Annotated in this window: 19 protein-coding genes; 10 read left to right on the plus strand and 9 right to left on the minus strand. The window is 51.0% G+C overall.

Annotated features, from left to right (window positions below; translation table 11 throughout):
* Nucleotides 1-8: 8 nt before the first annotated feature.
* Both lplA and ACH1XZ_RS15940 read right to left on the minus strand, forming a co-directional pair.
* Nucleotides 9-1,025 carry a lipoate--protein ligase LplA gene (lplA, locus tag ACH1XZ_RS15935; RefSeq protein ID WP_395596346.1) on the minus strand — a complete coding sequence of 339 codons (1,017 nt, stop codon included), beginning with the start codon at nt 1,023-1,025 and terminating at the stop codon, nt 9-11.
* A gap of 18 nt (nt 1,026-1,043) precedes the next feature.
* Nucleotides 1,044-1,676 (minus strand): YtjB family periplasmic protein, encoded by a 633-nt coding sequence (locus tag ACH1XZ_RS15940; RefSeq protein ID WP_395596347.1) that lies wholly within the window; start codon nt 1,674-1,676, stop codon nt 1,044-1,046.
* Nucleotides 1,677-1,782: 106 nt separating this feature from the next.
* On the opposite strand from ACH1XZ_RS15940, the gene serB reads away from it, so the two are divergent.
* The 7 genes from serB to ACH1XZ_RS15975 all read left to right on the plus strand — a co-directional run bounded on the left by serB (nt 1,783) and on the right by ACH1XZ_RS15975 (nt 9,935).
* Nucleotides 1,783-2,754: a phosphoserine phosphatase gene (gene serB / locus ACH1XZ_RS15945; protein WP_185668259.1), complete on the plus strand. Its 972-nt coding sequence runs from the start codon at nt 1,783-1,785 to the stop codon at nt 2,752-2,754.
* Between the two features lie 10 nt (nt 2,755-2,764).
* Entirely contained in the window at nt 2,765-4,147 is a 1,383-nt protein-coding gene (gene radA / locus ACH1XZ_RS15950) for a DNA repair protein RadA (RefSeq protein ID WP_395596348.1), read from the plus strand.
* Nucleotides 4,148-4,266: 119 nt separating this feature from the next.
* Nucleotides 4,267-5,493 (plus strand): multifunctional transcriptional regulator/nicotinamide-nucleotide adenylyltransferase/ribosylnicotinamide kinase NadR, encoded by a 1,227-nt coding sequence (gene nadR, locus ACH1XZ_RS15955; protein WP_395596349.1) that lies wholly within the window; start codon nt 4,267-4,269, stop codon nt 5,491-5,493.
* Nucleotides 5,494-5,966: 473 nt separating this feature from the next.
* On the plus strand, nt 5,967-6,743 hold the full coding sequence (locus ACH1XZ_RS15960) for an ABC transporter permease (protein WP_395596469.1): 777 nt from the start codon (nt 5,967-5,969) through the stop codon (nt 6,741-6,743).
* Nucleotides 6,740-7,405 carry an ABC transporter ATP-binding protein gene (locus tag ACH1XZ_RS15965; RefSeq protein WP_395596350.1) on the plus strand — a complete coding sequence of 222 codons (666 nt, stop codon included), beginning with the start codon at nt 6,740-6,742 and terminating at the stop codon, nt 7,403-7,405. The genes ACH1XZ_RS15960 and ACH1XZ_RS15965 overlap by 4 nt, the downstream gene beginning before the upstream one ends.
* Nucleotides 7,406-7,408: 3 nt before the next feature.
* A complete protein-coding gene (locus tag ACH1XZ_RS15970) occupies nt 7,409-8,428 on the plus strand; it encodes a galactosyltransferase-related protein (protein WP_395596351.1) in 1,020 nt (339 codons plus the stop codon).
* On the plus strand, nt 8,421-9,935 hold the full coding sequence (locus ACH1XZ_RS15975; protein WP_395596352.1) for a stealth conserved region 3 domain-containing protein: 1,515 nt from the start codon (nt 8,421-8,423) through the stop codon (nt 9,933-9,935). Before ACH1XZ_RS15970 ends, ACH1XZ_RS15975 begins: the two co-directional genes overlap by 8 nt.
* Here ACH1XZ_RS15975 and ACH1XZ_RS15980 read toward each other — a convergent pair.
* From ACH1XZ_RS15980 to ettA, 5 genes are all read right to left on the minus strand, one after another.
* Nucleotides 9,932-11,197 (minus strand): capsule biosynthesis protein, encoded by a 1,266-nt coding sequence (locus tag ACH1XZ_RS15980; RefSeq protein WP_395596353.1) that lies wholly within the window; start codon nt 11,195-11,197, stop codon nt 9,932-9,934. The genes ACH1XZ_RS15975 and ACH1XZ_RS15980 overlap by 4 nt on opposite strands.
* A 15-nt stretch (nt 11,198-11,212) precedes the next feature.
* Complete coding sequence (locus tag ACH1XZ_RS15985; protein WP_395596354.1) at nt 11,213-13,234, minus strand: capsular polysaccharide biosynthesis protein; 2,022 nt, start codon at nt 13,232-13,234, stop codon at nt 11,213-11,215.
* A gap of 68 nt (nt 13,235-13,302) precedes the next feature.
* Entirely contained in the window at nt 13,303-14,976 is a 1,674-nt protein-coding gene (locus ACH1XZ_RS15990; protein ID WP_395596355.1) for a polysaccharide biosynthesis/export family protein, read from the minus strand.
* 30 nt (nt 14,977-15,006) lie between these two features.
* Nucleotides 15,007-16,176, minus strand: coding sequence for a capsule biosynthesis protein (locus tag ACH1XZ_RS15995; RefSeq protein WP_395596356.1), 1,170 nt, complete (start codon nt 16,174-16,176; stop codon nt 15,007-15,009).
* Between the two features lie 375 nt (nt 16,177-16,551).
* On the minus strand, nt 16,552-18,219 hold the full coding sequence (gene ettA / locus ACH1XZ_RS16000) for an energy-dependent translational throttle protein EttA (protein ID WP_395596357.1): 1,668 nt from the start codon (nt 18,217-18,219) through the stop codon (nt 16,552-16,554).
* Nucleotides 18,220-18,562: 343 nt separating this feature from the next.
* Between ettA and sltY the strand changes: the two genes are divergently transcribed.
* On the plus strand, nt 18,563-20,500 hold the full coding sequence (gene sltY, locus ACH1XZ_RS16005; protein WP_395596358.1) for a murein transglycosylase: 1,938 nt from the start codon (nt 18,563-18,565) through the stop codon (nt 20,498-20,500).
* 63 nt (nt 20,501-20,563) lie between these two features.
* On the plus strand, nt 20,564-20,887 hold the full coding sequence (gene trpR / locus ACH1XZ_RS16010; RefSeq protein WP_035894574.1) for a trp operon repressor: 324 nt from the start codon (nt 20,564-20,566) through the stop codon (nt 20,885-20,887).
* Between the two features lie 111 nt (nt 20,888-20,998).
* Here trpR and yjjX read toward each other — a convergent pair whose 3' ends face one another.
* Entirely contained in the window at nt 20,999-21,517 is a 519-nt protein-coding gene (gene yjjX, locus ACH1XZ_RS16015; protein ID WP_395596359.1) for an inosine/xanthosine triphosphatase, read from the minus strand.
* 53 nt (nt 21,518-21,570) lie between these two features.
* Here yjjX and gpmB point away from each other — a divergent pair, with 53 nt between their 5' ends.
* A complete protein-coding gene (gpmB, locus tag ACH1XZ_RS16020; protein ID WP_035894576.1) occupies nt 21,571-22,218 on the plus strand; it encodes a 2,3-diphosphoglycerate-dependent phosphoglycerate mutase GpmB in 648 nt (215 codons plus the stop codon).
* On the opposite strand, the gene robA is transcribed toward gpmB, so the two are convergent.
* Nucleotides 22,215-23,084 (minus strand): MDR efflux pump AcrAB transcriptional activator RobA, encoded by an 870-nt coding sequence (gene robA / locus ACH1XZ_RS16025; RefSeq protein ID WP_395596360.1) that lies wholly within the window; start codon nt 23,082-23,084, stop codon nt 22,215-22,217. The genes gpmB and robA overlap by 4 nt on opposite strands.
* Nucleotides 23,085-23,276 lie beyond the last annotated feature (192 nt).

A 23,276-nucleotide genomic window follows, 5' to 3' on the forward strand; every position in this document is an offset into this window, starting at 1 on the left:
CAATGCTCTTAGCGTACAGCCCCCGACACCCACTCAGCCAACTCTCGCAGCTCGCTCTCCTGTTCCGGAAACTCCGCAACCAGCGCCTTGCAGGTTTGTTGCAGCACATCTGCACGATACTGACAGCCCTGTAAACGCTCCGCCAACGCCTCCAGCGGTGCGGGGTTCAGGCTATCGGTAAACACCTGCGTGCGGGTGATAATGCCTTTCTCGACGTCGAAGTGCAGCTCTACGCCGCCCCAGGTGAAACGTTCATCAAGCAGGTGGCTGAACGCCGGGGCCTGACCAAAATTCCACTCCCAACTGCTTTGACGCGCAAACGTCTCGGCAAAGTTCGGCAGGTCTGGCGTTTTATCCGGGGAGATAATTTCAGCTTCCACTCGCTCACCGTAGTGGCGGAAGAACGCCTCGGTGACGGCTTCGCAGATTTGCTCATGAGTGATATCGGGCAGTAGCTCGACCAGGTTAGCCACGCGTCCACGCACCGACGTAATCCCTTTAGCCTGCAGCTTTTTCTTATCCGGGTTCAGGTAGTTAGCCAGACGGCTAAGGTCGGCGTTTAGCAGCAACGTGCCGTGGTGGAAGCCACGGTCTATGGTCTCTCGGTAGGCAGAGCCGGAGACTTTGCGGTCGCCTTCTTCGGTTTTTACGATCAGGTCGTTACGCCCGGAAGCTTCCGCCGTAATGCCCAGCGAATTCAGCGCCTCGAGCACAATGGACGTAGAAATGGTTTTGTCATACTCCGGCTTACCGGCCATAAAGGTAAAACAGGTGTTACCGAGGTCGTGGAACACCGCGCCGCCGCCGCTGCTGCGGCGAGCCAGACGGACGTTGTCCTCTTCCATGCGGCGGGTGTTGCACTCTTTCCACGGGTTTTGCGCCCGGCCAATCACCACCGTATCTGCATTGCGCCACAGAAATAGCACCCGCTGCGTGGCGGGCATCTGGCGAAAAATACACTCCTCCACGGCGAGGTTAAACCACGGGTCGTGAGAGTCTGAAAGCAGCAGGCGTAGCGTTGACATAGCGATTTCCTTTTCTGATTAATCTTTATCTTCGTCCTGCACCGGCTTGTTGGCGGTGAGCAGGAACGGCGACTGCTGCCAGCGTGTACGCTTGCCGCGCAGCAGCGTGCGGGCAAGTACCACGCCGATAGCCAGCGACAGCAGCAGCATCAGGCGGAGAATGTTGGTGGTGTTATCCACCTGACGAGATTCGGTGGCGATGGTGTGGGTATCCAGCGTCAGACGCAGATAGCCAAGAGGGCCATTTTTCCCCTGAATAGGTTCGACGATTTGCTGGTTAAAGTAGCTGCCCGCTTTTTTGCCATCCAGCGCCAGGCGGTCACGCAGATCGACCTGTTCACCGGTGCGGACAATCAAATCACCCTGCTCATCATACACGCCAGCATCGAGGATTCGGCTTTTCGTGGTGAGTTGATTCAGCAGCTGGCCTATCTTTTTTTCATCCGGCGTTTCGCTTTTCATCAGCGGCACAAGGTTGAGCGACACCTGAAACGCCAGCGTTCTGGCCAGTTCTTCTAGCTGCGGATTTCGTTGTTTCTGGCTTTGTTGACTGAACCAGGAGGCGCCCTGCATCAATGCCACCAACAGAGCGAGACAGATCAGGACAATCGCGGTGCGATGCAGTCGAAATTTCAGTTTTGCGCGAACCATATTCCACCTTTGAAAATTTACAGCTTAATGTTGCCAGAAGCGCTGGTTACAAGGTAGCCTCATGCGTTATTTTCCTGGGCTTAATATAGTGAAGATTGGAGCTGTAATGCCAAACAGTTTGACCTGGTGCGATCTGTCAGAAGATGTCTCCCTGTGGCCTGGATTGCCGCTTTCCCTAAGCGGCGATGAAGTGATGCCGCTGGATTACCACGCCGGTCGCAGCGGTTGGCTGCTGTATGGCCGCGGGTTGAATAAAGCCAGCCTCACCACCTATCAGCGTAAGCTGGGGGCGGCGATGGTGATTGTTGCGGCCTGGTGCGTTGAAGACTATCAGGTTATTCGCCTGGCGGGGTCATTAACGCCGCGCGCAACGCGCCTGGCGCATGACGCTGGGCTGGACGTTGCCCCGCTGGGCAAAATCCCGCACCTGCGCACGCCGGGCCTCCTGGTGATGGATATGGACTCCACCGCAATTCAAATTGAGTGCATCGACGAAATCGCCAAACTGGCCGGTACCGGCGAACTGGTGTCGGAAGTGACCGAGCGCGCGATGCGCGGTGAATTGGATTTCAGTGCCAGTCTGCGCCAACGTGTTGCCACGCTCAAAGATGCCGATGCCGATATTCTGCGTCAGGTGCGTGAAACCCTGCCGCTGATGCCGGGTCTGACTCAACTGGTACTCAAGCTTGAAACGTTGGGCTGGAAGGTGGCGATTGCCTCCGGCGGCTTTACCTTCTTCGCCGATCACCTGCGCGATAAGTTGCGTTTAACCGCAGCGGTCGCTAACGAACTCGGCATTCGTGACGGCAAGCTGACGGGCGAAGTGGTGGGCGATATCGTCGACGCGCAGTATAAGGCGAAAACCTTGCTGCAACTGGCTGAGAAACATGAAATTCCCCATGCTCAGACGGTGGCGATTGGCGACGGCGCCAACGACCTGCCGATGATCAAAAAAGCCGGGCTGGGGATTGCGTATCATGCCAAACCAAAAGTGAACGAACAGACGGAAGTCACTATCCGTCATGCCGATTTGATGGGGGTGTTCTGCATTCTCTCCGGCAGCATGAATCAGAAATAAAGAGGTTAACGTGGCGAAAGCTCCTAAACGCGCATTTGTTTGTAATGAGTGCGGTGCGGATTACCCGCGCTGGCAGGGGCAATGCAGCGCCTGCCATGCGTGGAATACCATCACCGAAGTGCGTGTTGCGGCTTCCCCTACGGTCGCACGTAATGAGCGTCTGAGCGGCTATGCGGGTAATGCCGGTGTCGCGAAGGTGCAAAAACTATCGGATATCAGCCTGGAAGAGTTGCCGCGCTTTTCCACCGGCTTTAAAGAGTTTGACCGCGTGCTGGGCGGCGGTGTGGTGCCCGGTAGCGCCATCCTGATTGGCGGTAACCCTGGTGCGGGGAAATCAACCCTGCTGCTGCAAACGCTGTGCAAGCTGGCCGAGCAGATGAAAACCCTGTACGTCACCGGGGAAGAGTCGCTACAGCAGGTCGCCATGCGCGCGCACCGTCTGGGGCTTCCTACCGCCAATCTGAATATGCTCTCGGAAACCAGCATCGAGCAGATTTGCCAGATTGCGGAAGAAGAGCAGCCGAAGCTGATGGTTATCGACTCCATCCAGGTGATGCACATGGCGGACATTCAGTCCTCGCCGGGCAGCGTGGCTCAGGTGCGCGAAACCGCAGCCTATCTCACGCGTTTTGCGAAAACGCGCGGTGTGGCGATTGTCATGGTAGGCCACGTGACCAAAGATGGCTCGCTGGCAGGGCCAAAAGTGCTCGAACACTGTATCGACTGCTCGGTACTGCTCGACGGCGACGCGGACTCGCGCTTCCGTACGCTGCGCAGCCATAAGAACCGTTTTGGTGCGGTGAACGAACTGGGCGTATTCGCCATGACCGAACAAGGCCTGCGAGAGGTGAGCAACCCTTCCGCTATCTTCCTGAGCCGCGGTGATGAAGTCACCTCCGGGAGTTCGGTGATGGTGGTATGGGAAGGTACGCGTCCGCTGCTGGTCGAGATTCAGGCGCTGGTGGATCACTCGATGATGGGTAACCCACGCCGCGTTGCGGTTGGTCTTGAGCAGAACCGCTTAGCGATTCTGCTGGCGGTGCTGCACCGTCACGGCGGGCTACAAATGGCAGACCAGGATGTGTTTGTTAACGTAGTGGGCGGCGTGAAGGTGACGGAAACCAGCGCTGACTTAGCCCTGCTGATGGCGATGGTTTCCAGCCTGCGCGACAGACCGTTGCCACAGGATCTGGTTGTCTTTGGCGAAGTGGGGCTGGCCGGTGAAATTCGTCCTGTACCGAGCGGACAGGAGCGTATTTCGGAAGCGGCTAAACATGGCTTCCGCCGCGCGATTGTGCCAGCGGCAAATGTACCGAAGAAAATTCCGGAAGGCATGAAAGTCTTTGGCGTCAAAAAACTCGCCGATGCGCTGGACGTTTTTGACGATCTCTAACGTTTGACCCCCGGCGACATACTGTGTCGCCGGTCTTTTTCCCCGGAGAGTACCGTGAGTGCATCCGGGTTTTTTGTATAATGGGTAGATGGTTTACCCCAATTCAGCAGGAGGCTCTTGTGTCGTCGTTCGACTATCTTAAAACCGCAATCCGTCAGAAAGGCTGTACTTTACAGCAGGTCGCTGACGCCAGCGGCATGACCAAGGGCTATTTAAGCCAGCTTCTCAACGCCAAAATTAAAAGCCCCAGCGCGCAAAAGCTTGAGGCACTGCACCGTTTTCTCGGGCTGGAGTTTCCGCGCCAGCAGAAAAATATCGGCGTGATATTCGGTAAGTTTTACCCGCTGCATACGGGCCACATCTATCTGATCCAGCGTGCTTGTAGCCAGGTTGATGAGCTGCATATCATCATGGGTTATGACGACACGCGCGACCGCGCACTGTTTGAAGATAGCGCCATGTCGCAGCAGCCGACTGTGTCAGACCGACTGCGCTGGCTGCTGCAAACCTTCAAGTACCAGAAGAACATCCGTATTCACGCCTTTAATGAAGAGGGCATGGAACCGTACCCGCACGGCTGGGACGTGTGGAGCGCGGGCGTAAAGACCTTTATGGAAGAGAAGGGCATCGAGCCCAACTGGATTTACTCTTCTGAAGAGGCCGATGCGCCGCAGTACCTCGAGCATCTCGGTATTGAAACGGTGCTGATTGACCCGAAACGGACCTTTATGAACATCAGCGGGTCGCAGATTCGTGAGAATCCATTCCGTTATTGGGATTATATTCCCACCGAAGTGAAACCGTTCTTCGTGCGTACGGTGGCGATCCTTGGCGGCGAATCCAGCGGGAAATCGACGCTAGTGAACAAGCTGGCGAATATCTTTAATACCACCAGTGCCTGGGAATATGGTCGAGACTACGTCTTTTCGCACCTGGGCGGTGACGAGATGGCGTTACAGTATTCCGACTACGACAAAATCGCGCTGGGACATGCCCAGTACATCGATTTTGCGGTGAAGTATGCGAACAAAGTGGCCTTTATCGATACCGATTTTGTCAGCACACAGGCATTTTGTAAGAAGTATGAGGGGCGTGAACACCCGTTTGTACAGGCGCTGATTGATGAGTACCGTTTCGACCTGGTTATCCTGCTGGAAAACAACACCCCGTGGGTAGCCGATGGTCTGCGGAGCCTTGGCAGCTCGGTTGACCGCAAGGAGTTCCAGACTTTGCTGGTCTCTTTGCTTGAAAAGAACAATATCGAATTTGTGCATGTCGAAGAATCAGACTATGACTCCCGATTCCTGCGCTGCGTAGAGTTGGTTAAAGAACTGATGGGGGATTAACCCTCCCGCACGGCACTTGCGTAGTGCCGTGCTGTTTCATCATTACGAATAATATTTATAATGGCAGCCATTAATTCTTTAATATCATAAGGGTATTTTTTTTGGCTGTCATTATAAACTGGGCATTTATAATGTCGCATTTAGCATGCGTGGTTTTCTTAAAAAGCACTTTGATTATAAATAAAAATATATCATTTAATATATTCTAACAAATCATTTAAATTTAATTAAATGCGATAATGCTAGTTATTATAGTCATTAAAAGCTAAATTCCATTTTCCAATTTATATCATTGGAATACATCAAGGGAATAGTGTGGCAGTTTTTATTTATTGTTTTTATGATTTTTGTAATTAATGCTTCAACCTCTATTATTCACATCCCTGAAGATGTCCATCCCCTGTGATTTTTTGTCAGTCGCTATGGTCGTATAAGGCCAGGGCGGTAGCATGCCTGAATGGAAGCAACATCTTATGGCCAGAAGCGGTATCGAAGTCCAGCGTGCGGCAGTTTGCGCGCTTTTTTTACGTGAAATTAAAACACGTTTCGGCAAGTATCGGCTGGGTTACTGCTGGGCCATTCTCGAACCCGCCGCGCATATGCTGGTGATGTTAGCCGTATTTGGTTATGTCATGCACCGCACGATGCCGGATATTTCATTTCCCGTTTTTTTGATAAACGGCATTATCCCTTACTTTCTTTTCAGCCATATTGCCACCCGCTCCATTAGCGCAATCGACGCGAACCAGGGGTTATTTAATTACCGACCGGTAAAACCTATCGACACGATCCTGGCAAGGGCGCTGCTGGAAAGCCTGATTTATGGCTGTGTCTATATTGTCCTGATGTGTGTAGTCGGTATAGCCGGTGAGGTGTTTAGCGTCACACAGCTTGTCACCCTGGTGGTGACGTGGTTGCTGCTGATTCTCTTTTCCTGCGGGCTAGGAATGGTGTTCATGGTGGTGGGGAAGACGTTTCCTGAGATGGAGAAGTTTCTGCCTATCCTGATAAAGCCACTCTATTTCGTCTCCTGCATTATGTTCCCGCTGCACGCCGTACCGCGTGACTATTGGCCCTATCTCCTCTGGAACCCCATTGTGCATATCGTTGAACTGAGCCGTGAATGCGTGGTGGCGGGCTATGTGAGCCAGGGCGTGAGCCTGCCTTACCTGGCTTTTTGCACTCTGCTAATGCTATTTTTCGGGCTTGCTCTTTATCGCCTGCGCGAAGAGGCGATGTTGACATCATGATCCGCATTGAGAACCTCACCAAATCCTATCGTACGCCCCAGGGGCGGCACTATGTCTTCAAAAACCTCAATATTGAGCTGCCTAGCGGAAAGAGCGTGGCGCTTATTGGCCGCAACGGCGCTGGGAAATCGACGTTGTTACGCATGATTGGCGGAATAGACCGGCCAGACAGCGGCAGGATCGTCACCACTAACACCATTTCATGGCCCGTAGGTCTTTCCGGTGGTTTCCAGGGCAGCCTTACCGGGCGCGAGAACGTGAAGTTTGTCGCCCGACTGTATGCGCAAAAAGGCGAATTAAAAGAGAAGGTCGCTTTTGTCGAAGAGTTTGCCGAACTCGGGAAATACTTTGATATGCCGATTAAAACCTACTCGTCGGGGATGCGTTCGCGGCTGGGGTTTGGTTTAAGCATGGCGTTTAAGTTTGATTATTATCTGGTTGATGAAGTGACTGCGGTGGGAGACGCCAGGTTTAAGCAGAAGTGTGCGGATATGTTCAGAGCTCGGCATAAAGAGTCGAGTTTTCTAATGGTGTCGCATAGTTTGAATAGTTTGAAGGAATATTGTGATCTAGCGTTGTATTTTGATAAGAATGGACATGCTCATTTGTTTAACGAAGTCAATATCGGCATACAACGTTATAATAGTGAAGAGCTAATCTAATATATGTGCAAGAAAAGCAATGGGATTCTGACTTGTATTGTACCTATTGATTTAAGAAGAAGACCAAAGGATATTATCTCTAGGGCTATTAACCTCTCTAAATCTGCTATGGTGGATAATGTAAATATTTCTTTTGGTATTAATTATTCAAATGATAGATACGAGAATTTATTTATTGAAAAAATGAGTGTTTTCTCAAATGTTGCTATTGAATTAGTAAAGGGAAAAAGAGAGGTTAATTTATCTTCACTTAGAAATGCGGCATTCTCCAATGTTGATACGGATGATTTGGTTTTGTTAGATGTCGATATTTATCCTGATTTTAGTCTTTTCATAAAGGATATTAAAAAGAATTACTATGAAAGAGATAAATTTATAATATATCCCTGCTTGTATTTGAGTAAGTCTGGAAGCAAAGCTTTAAAAAATAGTTGTCTTAGGGAAATGGATTTATTGAAGAAATATTTTTTATTTCATCGTATGTATTTCTTGCATTTAGCAAGCCCGTCATCAATCACTTTGATGAAAAAAAACACATATAAAAAAATTGGTGGGTTTAACGAGAGTTATATAGGGCATGGGTATGAAGATTTTGATTTTCTAATTCGGCTTTGTAAGTTCTATTCAATCTTACCTAAAGATACTGATTCATTTATCGATAAACCATCAAGGTCACCACTGTTTGCTGTTGGGTTTCGACGATTTCTTGGACGGTTATGTTTTCCTAAGTTGTTAAGTAAAGAGATACTCCTTCACGTTTATCATGATAAATATCAGTGCGAAAATGATAGTTATTATGAATATAAAAGAGATAATTTTTGTTTTTTCGAAAGTGAACATTATGCTTTTTTTAATAATGAAATTAGTGGGGGTAATGACACATTGATTTCTGAATTTATCAATTATGTATCGATGAATAATGGTTCCATTCATGATTATTCAATTTATTTTGAGAATAAACCTGGTCATGTTGATAGGTTGGATACGTTTAAACGAAGATTGAGGTTTTTATTAAATGGATAAGTCTAATTTTTGCTCTATTAAAAAAATCAATAAACTTATAAAGGACCCAAATCTATTTTTTTATGATTTGTTCAAAAAGAAATTAGGAAATAGAGTCAATCTTTATAATGATAAATTAGAAATGGTGTGCAGTGTTGGGCATAGTATAAATTATGATGAAATAAGAAAAGATGGAGTTGTAAGTTATATAAAAGATAATCTCAATGCAGGGTGTTGTGTTAGACATAAACATGATTACGATAGCGTTATTATATGGAGCGGGCATCTGAATTTACTTGTAAATATAGTTGGTGCATTGAAAAAAATGTCATCTATGTCTATGAAAATATATACGTTAAATGGTGGGTATCATGTGGAAGTCGACGCGAATACTGATTTTAATATCAGTAAAATAACTCTGGATCTATCCAAACGTTCTGATTTTGTGGTTGAGTTATATAATCAGATTGATGAGGGTTATGTTTTTAATGTTTATCTTTATGATGTAGATTCTGACGGTTTAGCAACAGCACGATCAAGACATGTATTGGCGAAAAAATTTCATTTGAGTGAAATGCATATGATCTACAATAGCCATGAAATAGATAAGTTTAGCGTTGATGCTGTATATACGTGGGTAAATCAGACTGATCCAGAATGGCAAAGAAAATGGCTGGATTCATTCCCTGAAATCAAATTTGATCCTGATCGATTTACGGATAATGATGAGTTAAAATATTCCCTTAGATCAATAAATAAATATGCAAGGTGGATAAATAAGATATATATAGTCTCCAATTGCGCCAGACCAAATTGGTTGAAAGACAACCCTAAAATTGAATGGATTTCTCATGATGAAATATATCCAAGTGAAGAAATGCTTCCAACATTCAACTCACATTCAATTGAGTGTTGCTTACATAATATTAATGGGTTAAGTGAGAATTTTATTTATTTTAACGATGATGTTGTTTTAGGGCAACCGTGCCTTAAATCAGATTTTTTTGACGATGCTGGTAGATCTATTTCATATTATGAACCTTATGGAATGGTTTATGATGGTTCCATGAGGGAAAGTATTCCTGATTATATGAAAGCATCTATTAATTCATGTCGACTGCTAAAAAAAATTGCTCCGGATTATAGCGCAAGAAGCTTAACAAGGCATGTGCCTCATGCATTGAAAAAATCTATTTTGCAGGATATTGATGAATGTTTTAATTTTGAGGTTAATAGGACAAGGCAGTCAAAATTAAGAAGCGACACTGATATTAATTTAACATCTTTTCTATATCATCATTACTCTTATATAGCTAAGGAATCTGTTTCTGGTGATATTAAAAATATAATTGTGCGACCATCTAATATTAAAATGATTGTTGATGGACAAGCATTTGCTCATAAAATTATGTGTTTTAATGATGGCGCAGGCAGCGCGGTGGACAAAAATTATAAGATTGCCTCAAAAAATTACCTCAATAGGCGATTCAGTGAGTTAGCTCCATGGGAAAAAGAAATTAATGATTAATTTTTGTATGTTTTGTACTTATCGATAGAGATCTTTTTACTCACTATTTCTTTCACTTGGGAGGAATTATTTTTAATATGGGTGTTATCTTTCCCATAAAACACCGCATTAATCTGCGTCGTTTCCAATAAATACCCTCGAAACTTACCCAACAACTTCATATCCGGCCTAGACCCCGCCGTCCAGAACTGGTGCAGATGCCCCTGATACGTCAATCCTTTCATGTCGTACAGGGCATCGCCCATCACCTTCAGCGATTTATTGTGTATCAGCGCTGACAGCCCCGCCGTACTGTTGATTGTCACCACTGCTTTTGCATGTTTCAGCATTTCAGGCATGGGTAAATCGTGTACGTATAACACGCGGTTTTCTACCCCGTATTTCTTACTGAGCTGCTTGATTAAAGGCGCATACAGACGATGGCCACGATCCATCGGGTGATGCTTAAACACGAGAAACTTTGTCACAGGTGCTTTCGTCGCGAAGGAATAAATCACATCATTAATGTACTCGCGAACATCGTTATAGGGGCTGTGCTGCCTGATTTGGCTATCGTTATAAACCTGCAGAATGGCCAGATAAAAACGATTATCCAGCTGGTTTTGCAAGCGCGGGAGCACGTGTCGCTCTCTGAAGGCATACCAGTGTTTACGCCTCCACGCGCGGATCCAGCAGCGCATTTCATACCAAGGAGAGAACGACTTGTGGTGCCGGTAGTGCGGGTACTGTTTCTGGTTAAACCAGCCAATGAGGTAATACCAGGTCGCATGCCAGTAACGCTGAAGCGTTGAAGGCTTTAGGGATTGAATAACGCGCGGTGGCATCTCCGGCAACTGGCGATAAAAATCGGGATCCTTCGGAAGGGAAGAGTAGGCGTTAACACCGCCGACCTCGAGCGTAATGAAGTGCGGGCGGAGATAGCCTTCTTCGAATGCCAGGAAGCGTAGACCCTTTGAGTTAGCCCACTGGCGTGCTGCCTGGTGTAAAGGACGGCAATCGCCAAAGCAAACGAGAGTATCAAAGGGATAGGTTTGCCAGACTTCTTTGAGCCAGTGGGCAAACTGCGCAGGCGTTTGGGTGTAGTGCAGCACGGCGCGCTGGCGGCAGTAAAAATAGTCTCCGCCGTTAAAAACTACGTTGACGGCTTCGCGGCCTTTACTCTCTAACCAAGTGGCCAGTTCCGAAAAGAAGGGTCCCATTGGACCTTGTAAAAGCAAATAGCGCTTACCTGCCAGCAGGTTGTTCATTGTGGTGCTTTCCATGCACCCTCCTGATTCTTATTTAAATTTTACGCGGTAAAAATTGATGGCTTTACGGCACAGGCGTACCAACCGGTTGGCTTTTTTCTTTGCCGCCATTGCGGGTCGGGTTTGCGTCATCAGCCATGCCGCAGCCGCTTCGACCGTGATGACACGCTGGTCATGCGGATGGATATAGGTTGGATAGGCAATAAGGGTCTGGTAAATCAGATCCTGCAGCGTCAACGACCGTTGGCGGCGGGTATTGGGATGCTCATCCACGGTAAGCCCCCATCCGGCATAGAACGGCTGGCCGTAGCAGTACACCTGCTTACCGTGTAACAACGCTTCAAACCCGGAAAGCGAGGTCATGGTGTGAAGTTCATCAGCCTGCTGAATACACTCGATAATATCCGCATCAAGGGCCACGCAGTCGGCCAGGCGTGACATCTCCGCTTCGGCAATATGGCCGGGACGATTGCCGGTGAGTACATCGGGGTGCGGTTTATAAATAATAAATGCGTGCGGATATCGTTCACGTACGGTATGCAGGAGTGCCAGATTGGTATTGATGCTGAGCGTTCCTGTCGCAATTGATGCATCGTTTTCCACCTGTCCTGGTACCAGCAGCACGCGTTTACCCTCGGTCGGTGGGCACTGCCAGCCTTTGCCGAGGTTGTACTTGCTGAGCTTATTCGCCACTAGATGCTGATGAAGTTGCGCTGCTCGCTGATTTTGTTCAGTACTCAGGAGAGAGTGGCTGAGAAGTTGCTCCAGATCGCTGGGACGGGTGGCATCGTAGTAGATCCCCGTCTTGTCTAGCACCAGTGAAAGCGGGGCCAGCAGATCTGAACCAAGGCCTGATGAACGCAAAAAGCCATCTTCCATTCGCCAGATAGGGAGGTTGCGAGCTTCCGCTCTTTCCTTCCAGCATGCCTCACCTTGAATCCCCCAGACGATGCAGGCCGCCGCCTGTTTGCAGCGGCGGGAGAAACTCACTTGATTATCTGACGTTCGTAAAAAGGGCTTCACGATACTGCTTTTCCAGAGCGTCATTCCCGGCGCCCATAAATGCCCCCGCCGGGCAAGGTGATGGGTTCGGTTCAGATGTAGGTAGTCCAGCACATCGAAAAGGGTGGCCCGTTCGCCGGTATAGGGATCAATATAGCGGGAGTACTGAAGCCAGGCGGCGCTGACCAATGCCGTCAGCGGCGCAGAGCCACGCCGTGCGGCGAGCGCTGGTGCATCGGGATGCCTATCGTCCGTTATCCCCCATCCGGCGTACCAGGGCAGTCCGAAGCAGACGACCTGTTTGCCGGCCATCAGCGCTTCAATACCGTACTGTGACGTGACGGTGTAGACCGTTGTGACGTGTCGCAGCAAAGACTGTGGGCTAACGTCTTCGGTGAATAGCTTAATTCGCGCGTTGATTGGCAGCGCGTTGAAATAGCCGCGCTTTTTACCGCTGAGAACATCGGGGTGAGTTTTGACCCAGATTTCTGCCCGAGGGTGCTCGCGGCAGGCGCTGGCCAGCATTGCGGAAAATTGTTGCTCGTTTGCCCCGCCAAGCGCCACGGAGATATCGCCAAAGGTCTGGTCGATAACCAGAACGACCTCTTTGCCCGATACGCGCGCAGAAAAGGGCGGAGCGTGGTTATATTTCGAGAGATCGTGGTTAACCATCATCGCGATAGCGCGCTGCGCCTCGATTTCCTGATAGGGATTGACGGCGGCGGCCTGAATCAGCTTTTCCAGACGGCTGGGCGTGCGGGCATCGTAATAAATACCTAAGTCATCCATTACCATTGCCAGCGGCGGCACGCCATTCACACCTAGCCCTAGCGAGCGAGTGAAACCATCTTCTAGTCGCAGAATAGGGATGCCTGCTTGCCGAGCCAGCTTGATAGGGCGCTGTGTCGAAGGACGCTCTCCCCATACTGCGATGGCGCGAAGGCGGGTTGACGCGAGGTTGTGACGGGGCGTCAGCTTGATGCCGGGTTCACCGAGAAACGCTTCAAGGTGTGGCGTTTTCCAGATGCCTGATGAATAAATGCCAATCATCCTGATTACATTCTCTATCGCTATGGTGGTGTAGCAGCGGCGGGATAGCCCGCCGCTCATACAGGGGGTTACAGATCCAAAATCACTTTTGCCGCAACGGCTAACTGGTAAAGGATGGTGGAAATACCGCGCGTAACTTCGATGTTTTTCGATTCATATTTCGGCAAGACCATAATTTCGTCGCCAGCTGCGACGGCATTAACATCGTCGGCGTTCAACGCTTCGCCATCCTGGCGGATAACGATGATTTTCGACTGTCCTGATTTTTGCGTCAGGCCGCCGCATTTTTTAATGTAATCATCAACATCAAGCTTTTCTTGCCAGCTGACGGCGTTGGGGAACAGTACGGAACCGTGCACCATCACCAGCGACGTTTTCTCCGGGATGGTGATGATGTCGCCATCTTCCAGCAGCACCGAATCGAGGTTGCTTTCATTGAGCACCACCTGGCCTTTGGGAACGACGTTACGGGCTTTGGCAACAAAGCGGCTGACCAACTGCGCTTCCTGTACACGCAGGCGAGCCTCTTCCTGTGTTGCGGATTGTGAAGAGAGGGATGCTTCCTCCAGTTTTTGCAAGGAGAGGTCGAGCATCTCTTTTTGCCGCAAAGCAACGGACTGGCGGTACAGCTGGATGCTGTCCATCCGGGACATGCTGTTGGTCCTGATCTGTGAGAGCACCTGTTTCATGGTGCTGCCGTAAGGCAGCACCAGCGCATGCTCGCCGGAATGCGCGCCTTCAATGCGCACCTGGATAGTGCCCGCGTAGCGGTCGGAGCTGATGATCAGCTTATCGCCATCCTGTAGGCTTCTCCCGGCGGCGCTCCCCAGCGGATAGTATTCTGTCCGCTTGACCGTGCCCTGCTGTCGCACGATGGTGAAATGGGTAGAGCCAGGCTTTGGACGCGCCCAGTTCAGGGCCTCCTGAACGGGAATAGAGCCTTCAGAAAACTCGAATTCATAGCCGTTATAGACGTCGCCCTCAACGCTAAAGGTCTGTTTTCTGGCGCCAACCACGATGGTATCGCCATCGGCAAACTGCGAGAGCGTGAGCGTGCCGTTGAGCAGGAAATCGTACAGATTGACGTGGGTACGCGTTGATTTTCCGCGTTTTATCGCAATGTCGATGTAGCTGCCGCGTTCACTGTCTACGCCACCGGCTTTGCTCAAATAGGAGAGTAGCGAGTCAGATGCCACGCCGCCGTAAAGTCCGGGATTTTTGACATACCCCGTGACAAAGACCTTCACCGGTTGCGCCTGCAATAGGGAGGCATACACGTTGACGTTAGCTTGGTACACCTCTTTTACCTTGGCGGTGACCAGGCCGTTGAGCTGGCTGTTGGCGACGCCGGTCACTTTCAGCGGGCCAATATTCGGCACGAAAATATTACCTTTAGGGTCGACCGTCAGCGCGCCGTCGAAGGTAAACGCGCCCCAGAGGCGAACCTGCACGGTATCACCGAGCCCAATCACGTAGTTCGGGTTAAAGCCGATGCTGGCCCCGCTATCTACTGAAGCGCCGGTAAAGAGCTGCGCGCCGAACATCCGGTTATCGGTGGGTAATAGCGGCGACGGCGGGGTGTTATCAAAACCGCTGGTGTCGGCAGCGTTACCATTTTGCGGCGTCAGCACGGAAGGGAGCGTGGCCGCGCCGGTCAATTCAGGGTCTGCCGTTACGCCAACGGCAAATGTGGTGTTCGATTGCAGCAATAGAAATAAGAAAATGAGTGTGGCTCGTTTCATAGAGGATCCGGTTCAGTGTTGGCGTTAGCGTCAGTCTCGGTGATCGTCGATAATGGTCAGCAGCAATCGGGCTACCCCATACAGCAGGCAGCAGACCAGCAGCCAGCTCATTAGCAGGTAAGGGACGTCAGGAAATGCTGATTCTTGCGCCTGCTGCGGGGTGCTGATGGTAGCGAGCGTTTTTAACTTTCTGGCGCTTTCGACCCGCGTTTTTTCAAAGGCTTTGAGTGCGAGCGCGTACAGATCGCCTGCAAAAACGGCCTGCGACTTTATCTCTTCAAAATCGGCGGCCATGCTGTTGAGTTTTTTGCCATCAGGCGCTGTTATCTTGCTTTGTTCTTGATCGATTTGAGATTGCAGAGAGCTGATGGCGTTTTTGGCGCTGACAACCTGTGGCGCATCGCTGCGCAGGTAGGTCAGTAGGTTGCGTAGGTCCGCCTCCATCTCAATTTTTTTCGCCAACAGCGAATTCACAAGCGTTGTCGCCGCTTCCGCTGAAGCCAGCGGATCCAGAATGTTGTGGTTGTTCTGATAGGTGATTAACGCCTGCTTGCTGGCGTTTAATCGGACTCTGGCCTGCTGTAACTGTTCTTCGGCAAACGTCATCTGTTCACGCGATATCTGGTGAGACAGTTCATTGATAAAACGCTCTGACTCTTTTAGCACCGCGTGGTTAAATTGAAGGGCGAATGCAGGCGTGAACCCCTGCGTCTGGATAGTCAGCAGGCCATTTTTTTCATCATAGCTCACCGAAATACGCTGGCGATAATAGTCCAGCAGTTGTTCGTTCGTGGTGTGCGTCGATAAATGATAAAAAAAGTCTAAGCCACTCTCACCAAACGCCTGATGGAAATTCAGTTGTTTATCGAGAATATGCATCATATCCGGGGAATTTATATATTCTTTCAGATACAGCGAGTCTTCGGCCGATGAAGAGGTGGCCCCCCCTAATAACAGGCCGACGTTCAGGCTGGCGCTATCAATATCAGCAGGGCGTTTGACGGCGACCTTTGATTCGCTGACAAAGCGCGGTTGACTGAAAATAAGCAGATAAACGAGCAGCAGTAGCATGGGGGCGGCGATCATAATCAGCCACAGATAACGTTGTATTTCAACGTGCTGTAGTTTTTTTACTGTCTTCCGATAGCCCGTTGTCGTTGCGAGTAATACCGCCGATATACGCGGAGAAATCATTTTCATAGCTTCGCTGATTTAAACCTTTTAGGAAATATAAAATAGTTATTATGAATAATAGGTTTGCTATCGCGCGAAGCGATAAACATAGAAGAAATAAGACATGTCAATTCCTTATGAATGTCATTGATTTATTTTTTTAATGGCGCTGTTGCTGTGGATTTATTTCATGAATAAATTAAAGGCGAAAAATTTTTTTTGATCGAAGCGTTATTTTTAACACAGCTATTAAACTATCTCAATCCTGGTGAGTAAGAAATACCGTGAATGAAAATAATCATATTTGAATATATTATTAAACGGAAGGGAAGTATAAATGGGAGGTTTATTTTACAGGTAAATAAAAAAGGCGAATAACCTGAGTTATTCGCCTGATGAAGATTACTTCGCGATACGTTTGTATTTGATACGCTTCGGCTCCAGCGCATCAGCGCCCAGCGTGCGTTTCTTATATTCTTCGTATTCGGTGAAGTTACCTTCGAAGAACTCGACTTTACCTTCATCCTGGTAGTCCAGAATGTGGGTCGCAATACGGTCAAGGAACCAACGGTCGTGCGAGATAACCATTGCACAGCCCGGGAACTCTAACAGGGCGTTTTCCAGCGCGCGCAGGGTTTCGATATCCAGGTCGTTTGTCGGTTCATCGAGCAGCAGCATGTTGCCGCCAACCTGCAGCAGCTTCGCCAGGTGCAGACGACCACGCTCACCGCCGGACAGTTCGCCAACGCGTTTGCCCTGGTCGACGCCTTTGAAGTTAAAGCGGCCCACGTACGCACGGCTTGGCATCTCGGTGTTGCCAATCTTCATGATATCCAGCCCGCCGGAAACTTCTTCCCACACGGTTTTGCTGTTATCCATAGCATCACGGAACTGGTCAACGGACGCCAGCTTCACGGTCTCGCCAAGTGAGATGGTGCCGCTATCAGGCTGTTCCTGACCGGACATCATACGGAACAGGGTTGATTTACCCGCGCCGTTCGGGCCGATGATACCGACGATAGCGCCTTTCGGTACGGAGAAGCTCAGGTCGTCAATCAGTACGCGATCGCCATAGGATTTACGCAGATTGCTCACTTCAACGACTTTATCGCCCAGACGTGCTCCAGGTGGAATAAACAGTTCGTTGGTTTCGTTACGCTTCTGGTATTCGGTATTGTTCAGCTCTTCAAAGCGTGCCAGACGGGCTTTGCCCTTAGACTGACGGCCTTTCGCGCCCTGACGAACCCACTCCAGCTCTTTCTCAATGGATTTACGGCGAGCCGCCTCCTGAGACGCTTCCTGAGCCAGACGCTGATCTTTCTGCTCCAGCCAGGAGGAGTAGTTACCTTCCCACGGAATACCTTCACCGCGGTCAAGTTCGAGGATCCAACCGGCAACGTTATCGAGGAAGTAACGGTCGTGGGTAATCGCCACAACGGTGCCTTCGAAGTCGTGCAGGAAGCGTTCCAGCCAGGCCACGGACTCTGCATCCAGGTGGTTAGTTGGTTCGTCGAGCAGCAGCATGTCTGGCTTTTCGAGCAGCAGACGGCACAGCGCGACGCGGCGGCGTTCACCACCGGAAAGTTTTTCGATTTTCGCATCCCAGTCCGGCAGACGCAGCGCATCAGCGGCGCGTTCAAGCTGCACGTTCAGGTTGTGACCGTCGTGCGCCTGGATAATTTCTTCGAACTTACCCTGCTGGGCAGCCAGCTTATCGAAGTCGGCGTCTGGCTCTGCGTACTTGGCGTACACTTCGTCCAGGCCTTTCAGCGCGTTAACCACTTCGGCAACGGCTTCTTCAACCGATTCACGAACGGTATGTTCAGGGTTCAGCTTTGGTTCCTGCGGCAGGTAACCAATTTTGAGGCCCGGCTGTGGGCGAGCTTCACCTTCGATATCGGTATCGATACCGGCCATAATGCGCAGCAGGGTGGATTTACCGGCACCATTCAGGCCCAGAACACCGATTTTTGCGCCAGGGAAGAAACTCAGCGAGATGTTTTTAAGAATATGACGTTTCGGCGGAACCACTTTGCCGACACGATGCATGGTATAAACGAATTGAGCCACGTGGACTTCGCCTCTTTTATATACCCGTCATACTTCAAGCTGCAGATGCGTTGGCTGCGCTCGCTCACCCCAGTCACGTACTTATGTACGCTCCGGGGGATTCGCTCCCTTGCCGCCTTCCTGCAACTCGAATTATTTAGGGTAGGTGATGAATAGAGTTTTCAAAGGCGAAGTGTAGCTGTTTTCAACGCCCAATCCCAGCAGGCAAATTCTGCCGTGCCGATGTCCCAATAAAACGTAAAAAAGTGTGCATTGCGTGGAACATTTATCATTCAGTGGTTAGCATCAATTTATTACGCGGCATGATGCTGTACTGACGTAACGTGACAACGAGGAAGAGCTTGTGCAAAAAGCCCAACAATTGACGTGGTGTCTGCTGGCTGCCGGTCTCTGTCTGCTGACTTTCAGCAGCGTTGCCCGCGCCGATTCGCTGGATGAACAGCGCAGTCGCTATGCGCAAATCAAACAGGCCTGGGATAACCAGCAGATGGATGTGGTTGAGCAACTGATGCCAACCCTGCGTGACTACCCGCTGTACCCTTATCTGCAATATCGACAGCTGTCGGGCGATTTGATGAATACCCCGGCGCTGGCGGTCACCAACTTCGTGCAGGCGAACCCGACGCTTCCGCCTGCGCGCACCTTAAGAAACCGCTTTGTGAATGAACTGGCCCGTCGGGAAGACTGGCGCGGGCTGCTGGCGTTCAGCCCGGAGAAGCCTGGAACGGTGGAAGCGCAGTGTAACTACTACTATGCCAAATATTCCGTGGGGGATACTCAGGGTGCCTGGGACGGTGCGAAAACGCTGTGGTTGACGGGGCAGAGCCGTCCGAACGCCTGCGATAAGCTGTTTGGTGCCTGGCGGGCTTCCGGCACTCAGGATCCGCTGGCCTATCTTGAACGTATTCGTCTGGCGATGCAGGCAGGCAATACAGGGTTAGTGAAGGTACTTGCCTCGCAGATGCCGTCGGAATACCAAACCATCTCCTCGGCCATTACCGATCTCGTGAACAACCCCAACAACGTGCTGACCTTCGCGCGTTCAACCGGTGCGACGGATTTTACTCGCCAGCTGGCCGCGGTCGCTTTCAGCAGCGTGGCGCGTCAGGATGTAGAAAATGCGCGCCTGATGATCCCGATGCTTGTGCAGGCGCAGCAGCTTAACGATGAACAGACGCAGGCGTTGCGTGATATCGTCGCCTGGCGCTTGATGGGCAATGACGTGACCGATGAACAGGCGCGCTGGCGTGATGACGCCATCATGCGTTCGCAGTCAACGTCGCTGGTTGAACGCCGCGTACGCATGGCGTTAGGCACGGGCGATCGCAGCGGGCTTAACACCTGGCTGGCGCGTTTACCGATGGAAGCCAAAGAGAAAGACGAGTGGCGCTACTGGCAGGCCGACCTGCTGATGGAGCGAGGGCGTGATGATGAAGCCCGTACCATTCTGCTCTCCTTGATGCAGCAACGCGGCTTCTATCCGATGGTCGCCGCGCAGCGTCTGGGTGAGCCGTATGCGCTGCGCGTAGAAAAAGCCCCGGGAACTCTCTCCCCCACCCTGACCAGTGGTGCGGAGATGGCGCGCGTGCGCGAGTTAATGTACTGGAATCAGGACAACACCGCACGCAGCGAATGGGCGAACCTGGTGAGCAGTCGCAGCCAGACCGAGCAGGCCCAGCTGGCGCGCTACGCTTTTGACCAGCACTGGTGGGATCTCAGCGTGCAGGCGACCATCGCCGGTAAGCTGTGGGATAACCTGCAGGAGCGCTTCCCGCTGGCTTATAACGATCTGTTTGTGCGTTACACCTCGGGTAAAGATGTCCCTCAAAGCTATGCGATGGCGATTGCCCGCCAGGAGAGCGCGTGGAATCCGAAGGTGAAGTCACCGGTCGGTGCCAGCGGTCTGATGCAGATTATGCCGGGCACCGCGACTCATACGGTGAAGATGTTTAATCTGCCGGGCTACAGTAACCCCGTACAGCTGCTGGATCCGGAAACCAATATTAATATTGGTACCAGCTACCTGCAGTACGTCTATCAGCAGTTCGAGAACAACCGTATCTTTGCTTCGGCGGCCTATAACGCCGGGCCTGGACGCGTACGCACCTGGCTTGGCAACAGCGCGGGGCGTATCGATGCGGTGGCGTTTATCGAAAGCATCCCGTTCTCGGAAACCCGTGGCTACGTGAAGAACGTGCTAGCCTATGACGCTTATTATCGTCACTTTATGGGTCAGAAAGAGGATGTACTCAGCAGCAATGAGTGGCAACGACGTTACTGATGCGTAAGACCTGTGTTATGCTTGTACTCGTTTAAGAGTACATGCATAACATGGTGGCCCGACATGACCCAACAATCCCCTTATTCAGCCACGGTGGCTGAGCAGCGCAACCAGGAGTGGCTTCGCTTTGTGGAGCTTCTGCGTCTGGCGTATACCGATGAACTCGCGCTGCCGTTACTCAATCTGATAATGACTCCAGACGAACGTGAAGCGCTGGGAACTCGCGTGCGTATTATTGAAGAACTGCTGCGCGGAGAAATGAGCCAGCGTGAGCTGAAAAATGAACTCGGCGCGGGGATCGCGACGATCACACGTGGATCTAACAGCCTGAAGTCAGCGCCGGTAGAGCTGCGTCAGTGGCTGGAACAAACCCTGCCAAAAACCTAATCCGTCATCTGGCGTGGTACGGTAGATTGCCTGACGGCGCTGCGCTTATCCGGCCTACCCATAGTTGTAGGCCGGAGAAGGCAAAGCCGCCATCCGGCAGTAGTGCGGCGGTTACCGACAATACAGGTCGTTATGAAAGGGGCTGAGCGCCAGCACAACTGCCTGATGATACACGCTGCTGCGCGTGAGTACGCCAGCGGTGAACACGCCAATAGCGCCTTCTTTGTTGCCAATCTTATCAATGCCGGTGTACTTCGACATGATCGGCCCTAACGCTTCTCCAGCGCGTACCTGTTCAAGGATAGCCTCCGGCAGCGGCAGGGTGGCGGAACGGGCTTCACCGCGCAGTTTGTTATTCTCAATCACCACCCAGCTAAAGGTGGCGCCTTCATCGATCCCTGCTTCAATGGCTACCCAGAAATCGGCTTCTGGGCGAGCTTCACGCGCGTTAGCCACGCGGTTGCGCGCGCCTGCCCGCGTCTCAGGACTACCGAACGGCTGCTCGGGTACACCGGTATCAACGGAAACCGGTGTGATTTGGCAGGATCCTTCACCAAAAATCTGGTCAAATGCGGCAAGAATAGCCTGAATTTTGGCAGGATTGGTGGTAGCAGCGACAACTTGATGCATAATCTACACAACTCAGCTAATAAAATGTCATCGCAGTATAACGGATAAAAAACATGTTACAGGTATATCTTGTTCGCCATGGCGAAACGCAGTGGAACGCCGAAAGGCGTATTCAAGGCCAGTCCGATAGCCCCCTGACGGCTAAAGGAGAGCAGCAGGCCGTACAGGTCGGTGAGCGTGTACGCACCTACGGTATCACTCATGTCATTGCCAGCGATCTGGGCCGTACACGTCGTACCGCCGAGATCATTGCGGATGCCTGCGGCTGTGGTGTGACGTTCGATGCGCGTCTGCGCGAGCTTGATATGGGCGTACTGGAGCAGCGTCACCTTGACTCGCTCAGCGCCGAAGAAGAAGCGTGGCGTCGGCTGGTGGTCAACGGCACGCCAGACGGCCGTATTCCTGAAGGTGAGTCGATGCAAGAGCTGAGCGAACGCATGCGTGCGGGGTTAAATGCCTGCCTCGACTTGCCTGCTGGTAGTCGACCGCTGCTGGTGAGCCATGGTATTGCGCTGGGTTGCCTGGTCAGTACTATCCTGGGGCTGCCTGCCCATGCGGAACGCCGCTTGCGTCTGCGTAACTGCTCTATCTCACGAGTGGATTATCAGGAAAGTTTGTGGCTGGCGCCGGGCTGGATAGTTGAAACGGCAGGGGACATCTCACATCTGGACGCCCCTGCGTTGGATGAGTTACAGCGTTAACGACGGATCGGAATCAGGTACTCGCAGCGCAGCATAATTGGCGGTTCCTGGTTCCGGGCTTCATCCTGCGGGAAGAAACGCTCGATATCCTGGCCCTTACGGCGCGTCAGATTCAGCATCGGCATACAGGTGCCGTACAGGGTCAGAATAAACTCCTGCAGACCCGTTCCGAGCCCTTCATAGGTGAACATCACGTATTCGCCGCCTTCAAGGGTCACCGGATGCGCGTTGTTGATATGGCCATTCGCCAACTCTGGCGTCAACGCCGTGGTGTAGAACACTTCCTGTTCATCATCTTTTTCCAGGCTCGGACGCGGCTCATGCATGCCGTACAGAATCGGTGGAAGAGACGGTGAGTTGCCGAGGAAATCGGTCCAGAACTGTACGCGCATTTGCTGGCGGAAATCGGAAATCTCTTCCAGTTTGCAGGTGTAGCTCTGGGTGACGCCCATCAGCTGTGTGGTTGGCAGCGTCACAAACTCGTACTTCGGCATCGTAAATTCACCCAGACGCAGCGGCGGACGCATACCAAACGAGCTCCAGTCTGGAGAACGGCGGTAAAGCGCGGGCGTCAGCGAGAACTGCTTTTTGAACGCACGAGTGAAGGTTTGCTGGGAATCGAAGCGATACTGCAAAGCGATATCAAGGATAGGGCGCGCGGTCAGGCGCAGCGCAACGGCTGATTTAGAGAGACGGCGAGCACGGATGTAAGCGCCAATGGCATGGCCGGTAACGTCTTTGAACATACGTTGCAGGTGCCATTTGGAATAACCCGCTTTTGCTGCCACATTATCAAGCGATAAAGGCTGATCTAAATGTCCTTCCAGCCAAACGAGGAGATCGCGAATAATCCCAGCCTGATCCATAAAATGCCCTCATCCTTAATTTCTTAGGTGCCTGTTACCAAAGTAGCGGATAATAGCATCTTTTGCTGTTTTAGCATTCAGTGTTTTTTTTGTGCATAAGTGCGTTTTTACATTAGAAATAACGCTTATTTTTGTAAAGCTGTGATCTTAAAACACTTTCCTGGTGGATGTTGAATAATTCATCAACGCAAT

Source organism: Kluyvera chengduensis, from assembly GCF_044197065.1.
Lineage (GTDB): Bacteria > Pseudomonadota > Gammaproteobacteria > Enterobacterales > Enterobacteriaceae > Kluyvera > Kluyvera ascorbata_C.

Coding starts and splice junctions, on each gene's coding strand:
- robA (WP_395596360.1), bottom strand. CDS start 23,084: ATGGATCAGGCTGGGATTATTCGCGATCTCCTCGTTTGGCTGGAAGGA.
- ACH1XZ_RS15990 (WP_395596355.1), bottom strand. CDS start 14,976: ATGAAACGAGCCACACTCATTTTCTTATTTCTATTGCTGCAATCGAAC.
- lplA (WP_395596346.1), bottom strand. CDS start 1,025: ATGTCAACGCTACGCCTGCTGCTTTCAGACTCTCACGACCCGTGGTTT.
- serB (WP_185668259.1), top strand. CDS start 1,783: ATGCCAAACAGTTTGACCTGGTGCGATCTGTCAGAAGATGTCTCCCTG.
- ACH1XZ_RS15960 (WP_395596469.1), top strand. CDS start 5,967: ATGGCCAGAAGCGGTATCGAAGTCCAGCGTGCGGCAGTTTGCGCGCTT.
- ACH1XZ_RS15995 (WP_395596356.1), bottom strand. CDS start 16,176: ATGAAAATGATTTCTCCGCGTATATCGGCGGTATTACTCGCAACGACA.
- trpR (WP_035894574.1), top strand. CDS start 20,564: ATGACCCAACAATCCCCTTATTCAGCCACGGTGGCTGAGCAGCGCAAC.
- ACH1XZ_RS15965 (WP_395596350.1), top strand. CDS start 6,740: ATGATCCGCATTGAGAACCTCACCAAATCCTATCGTACGCCCCAGGGG.
- gpmB (WP_035894576.1), top strand. CDS start 21,571: ATGTTACAGGTATATCTTGTTCGCCATGGCGAAACGCAGTGGAACGCC.
- ACH1XZ_RS15985 (WP_395596354.1), bottom strand. CDS start 13,234: ATGATTGGCATTTATTCATCAGGCATCTGGAAAACGCCACACCTTGAA.
- ACH1XZ_RS15975 (WP_395596352.1), top strand. CDS start 8,421: ATGGATAAGTCTAATTTTTGCTCTATTAAAAAAATCAATAAACTTATA.
- yjjX (WP_395596359.1), bottom strand. CDS start 21,517: ATGCATCAAGTTGTCGCTGCTACCACCAATCCTGCCAAAATTCAGGCT.
- ACH1XZ_RS15940 (WP_395596347.1), bottom strand. CDS start 1,676: ATGGTTCGCGCAAAACTGAAATTTCGACTGCATCGCACCGCGATTGTC.
- ACH1XZ_RS15980 (WP_395596353.1), bottom strand. CDS start 11,197: ATGGAAAGCACCACAATGAACAACCTGCTGGCAGGTAAGCGCTATTTG.
- ACH1XZ_RS15970 (WP_395596351.1), top strand. CDS start 7,409: ATGTGCAAGAAAAGCAATGGGATTCTGACTTGTATTGTACCTATTGAT.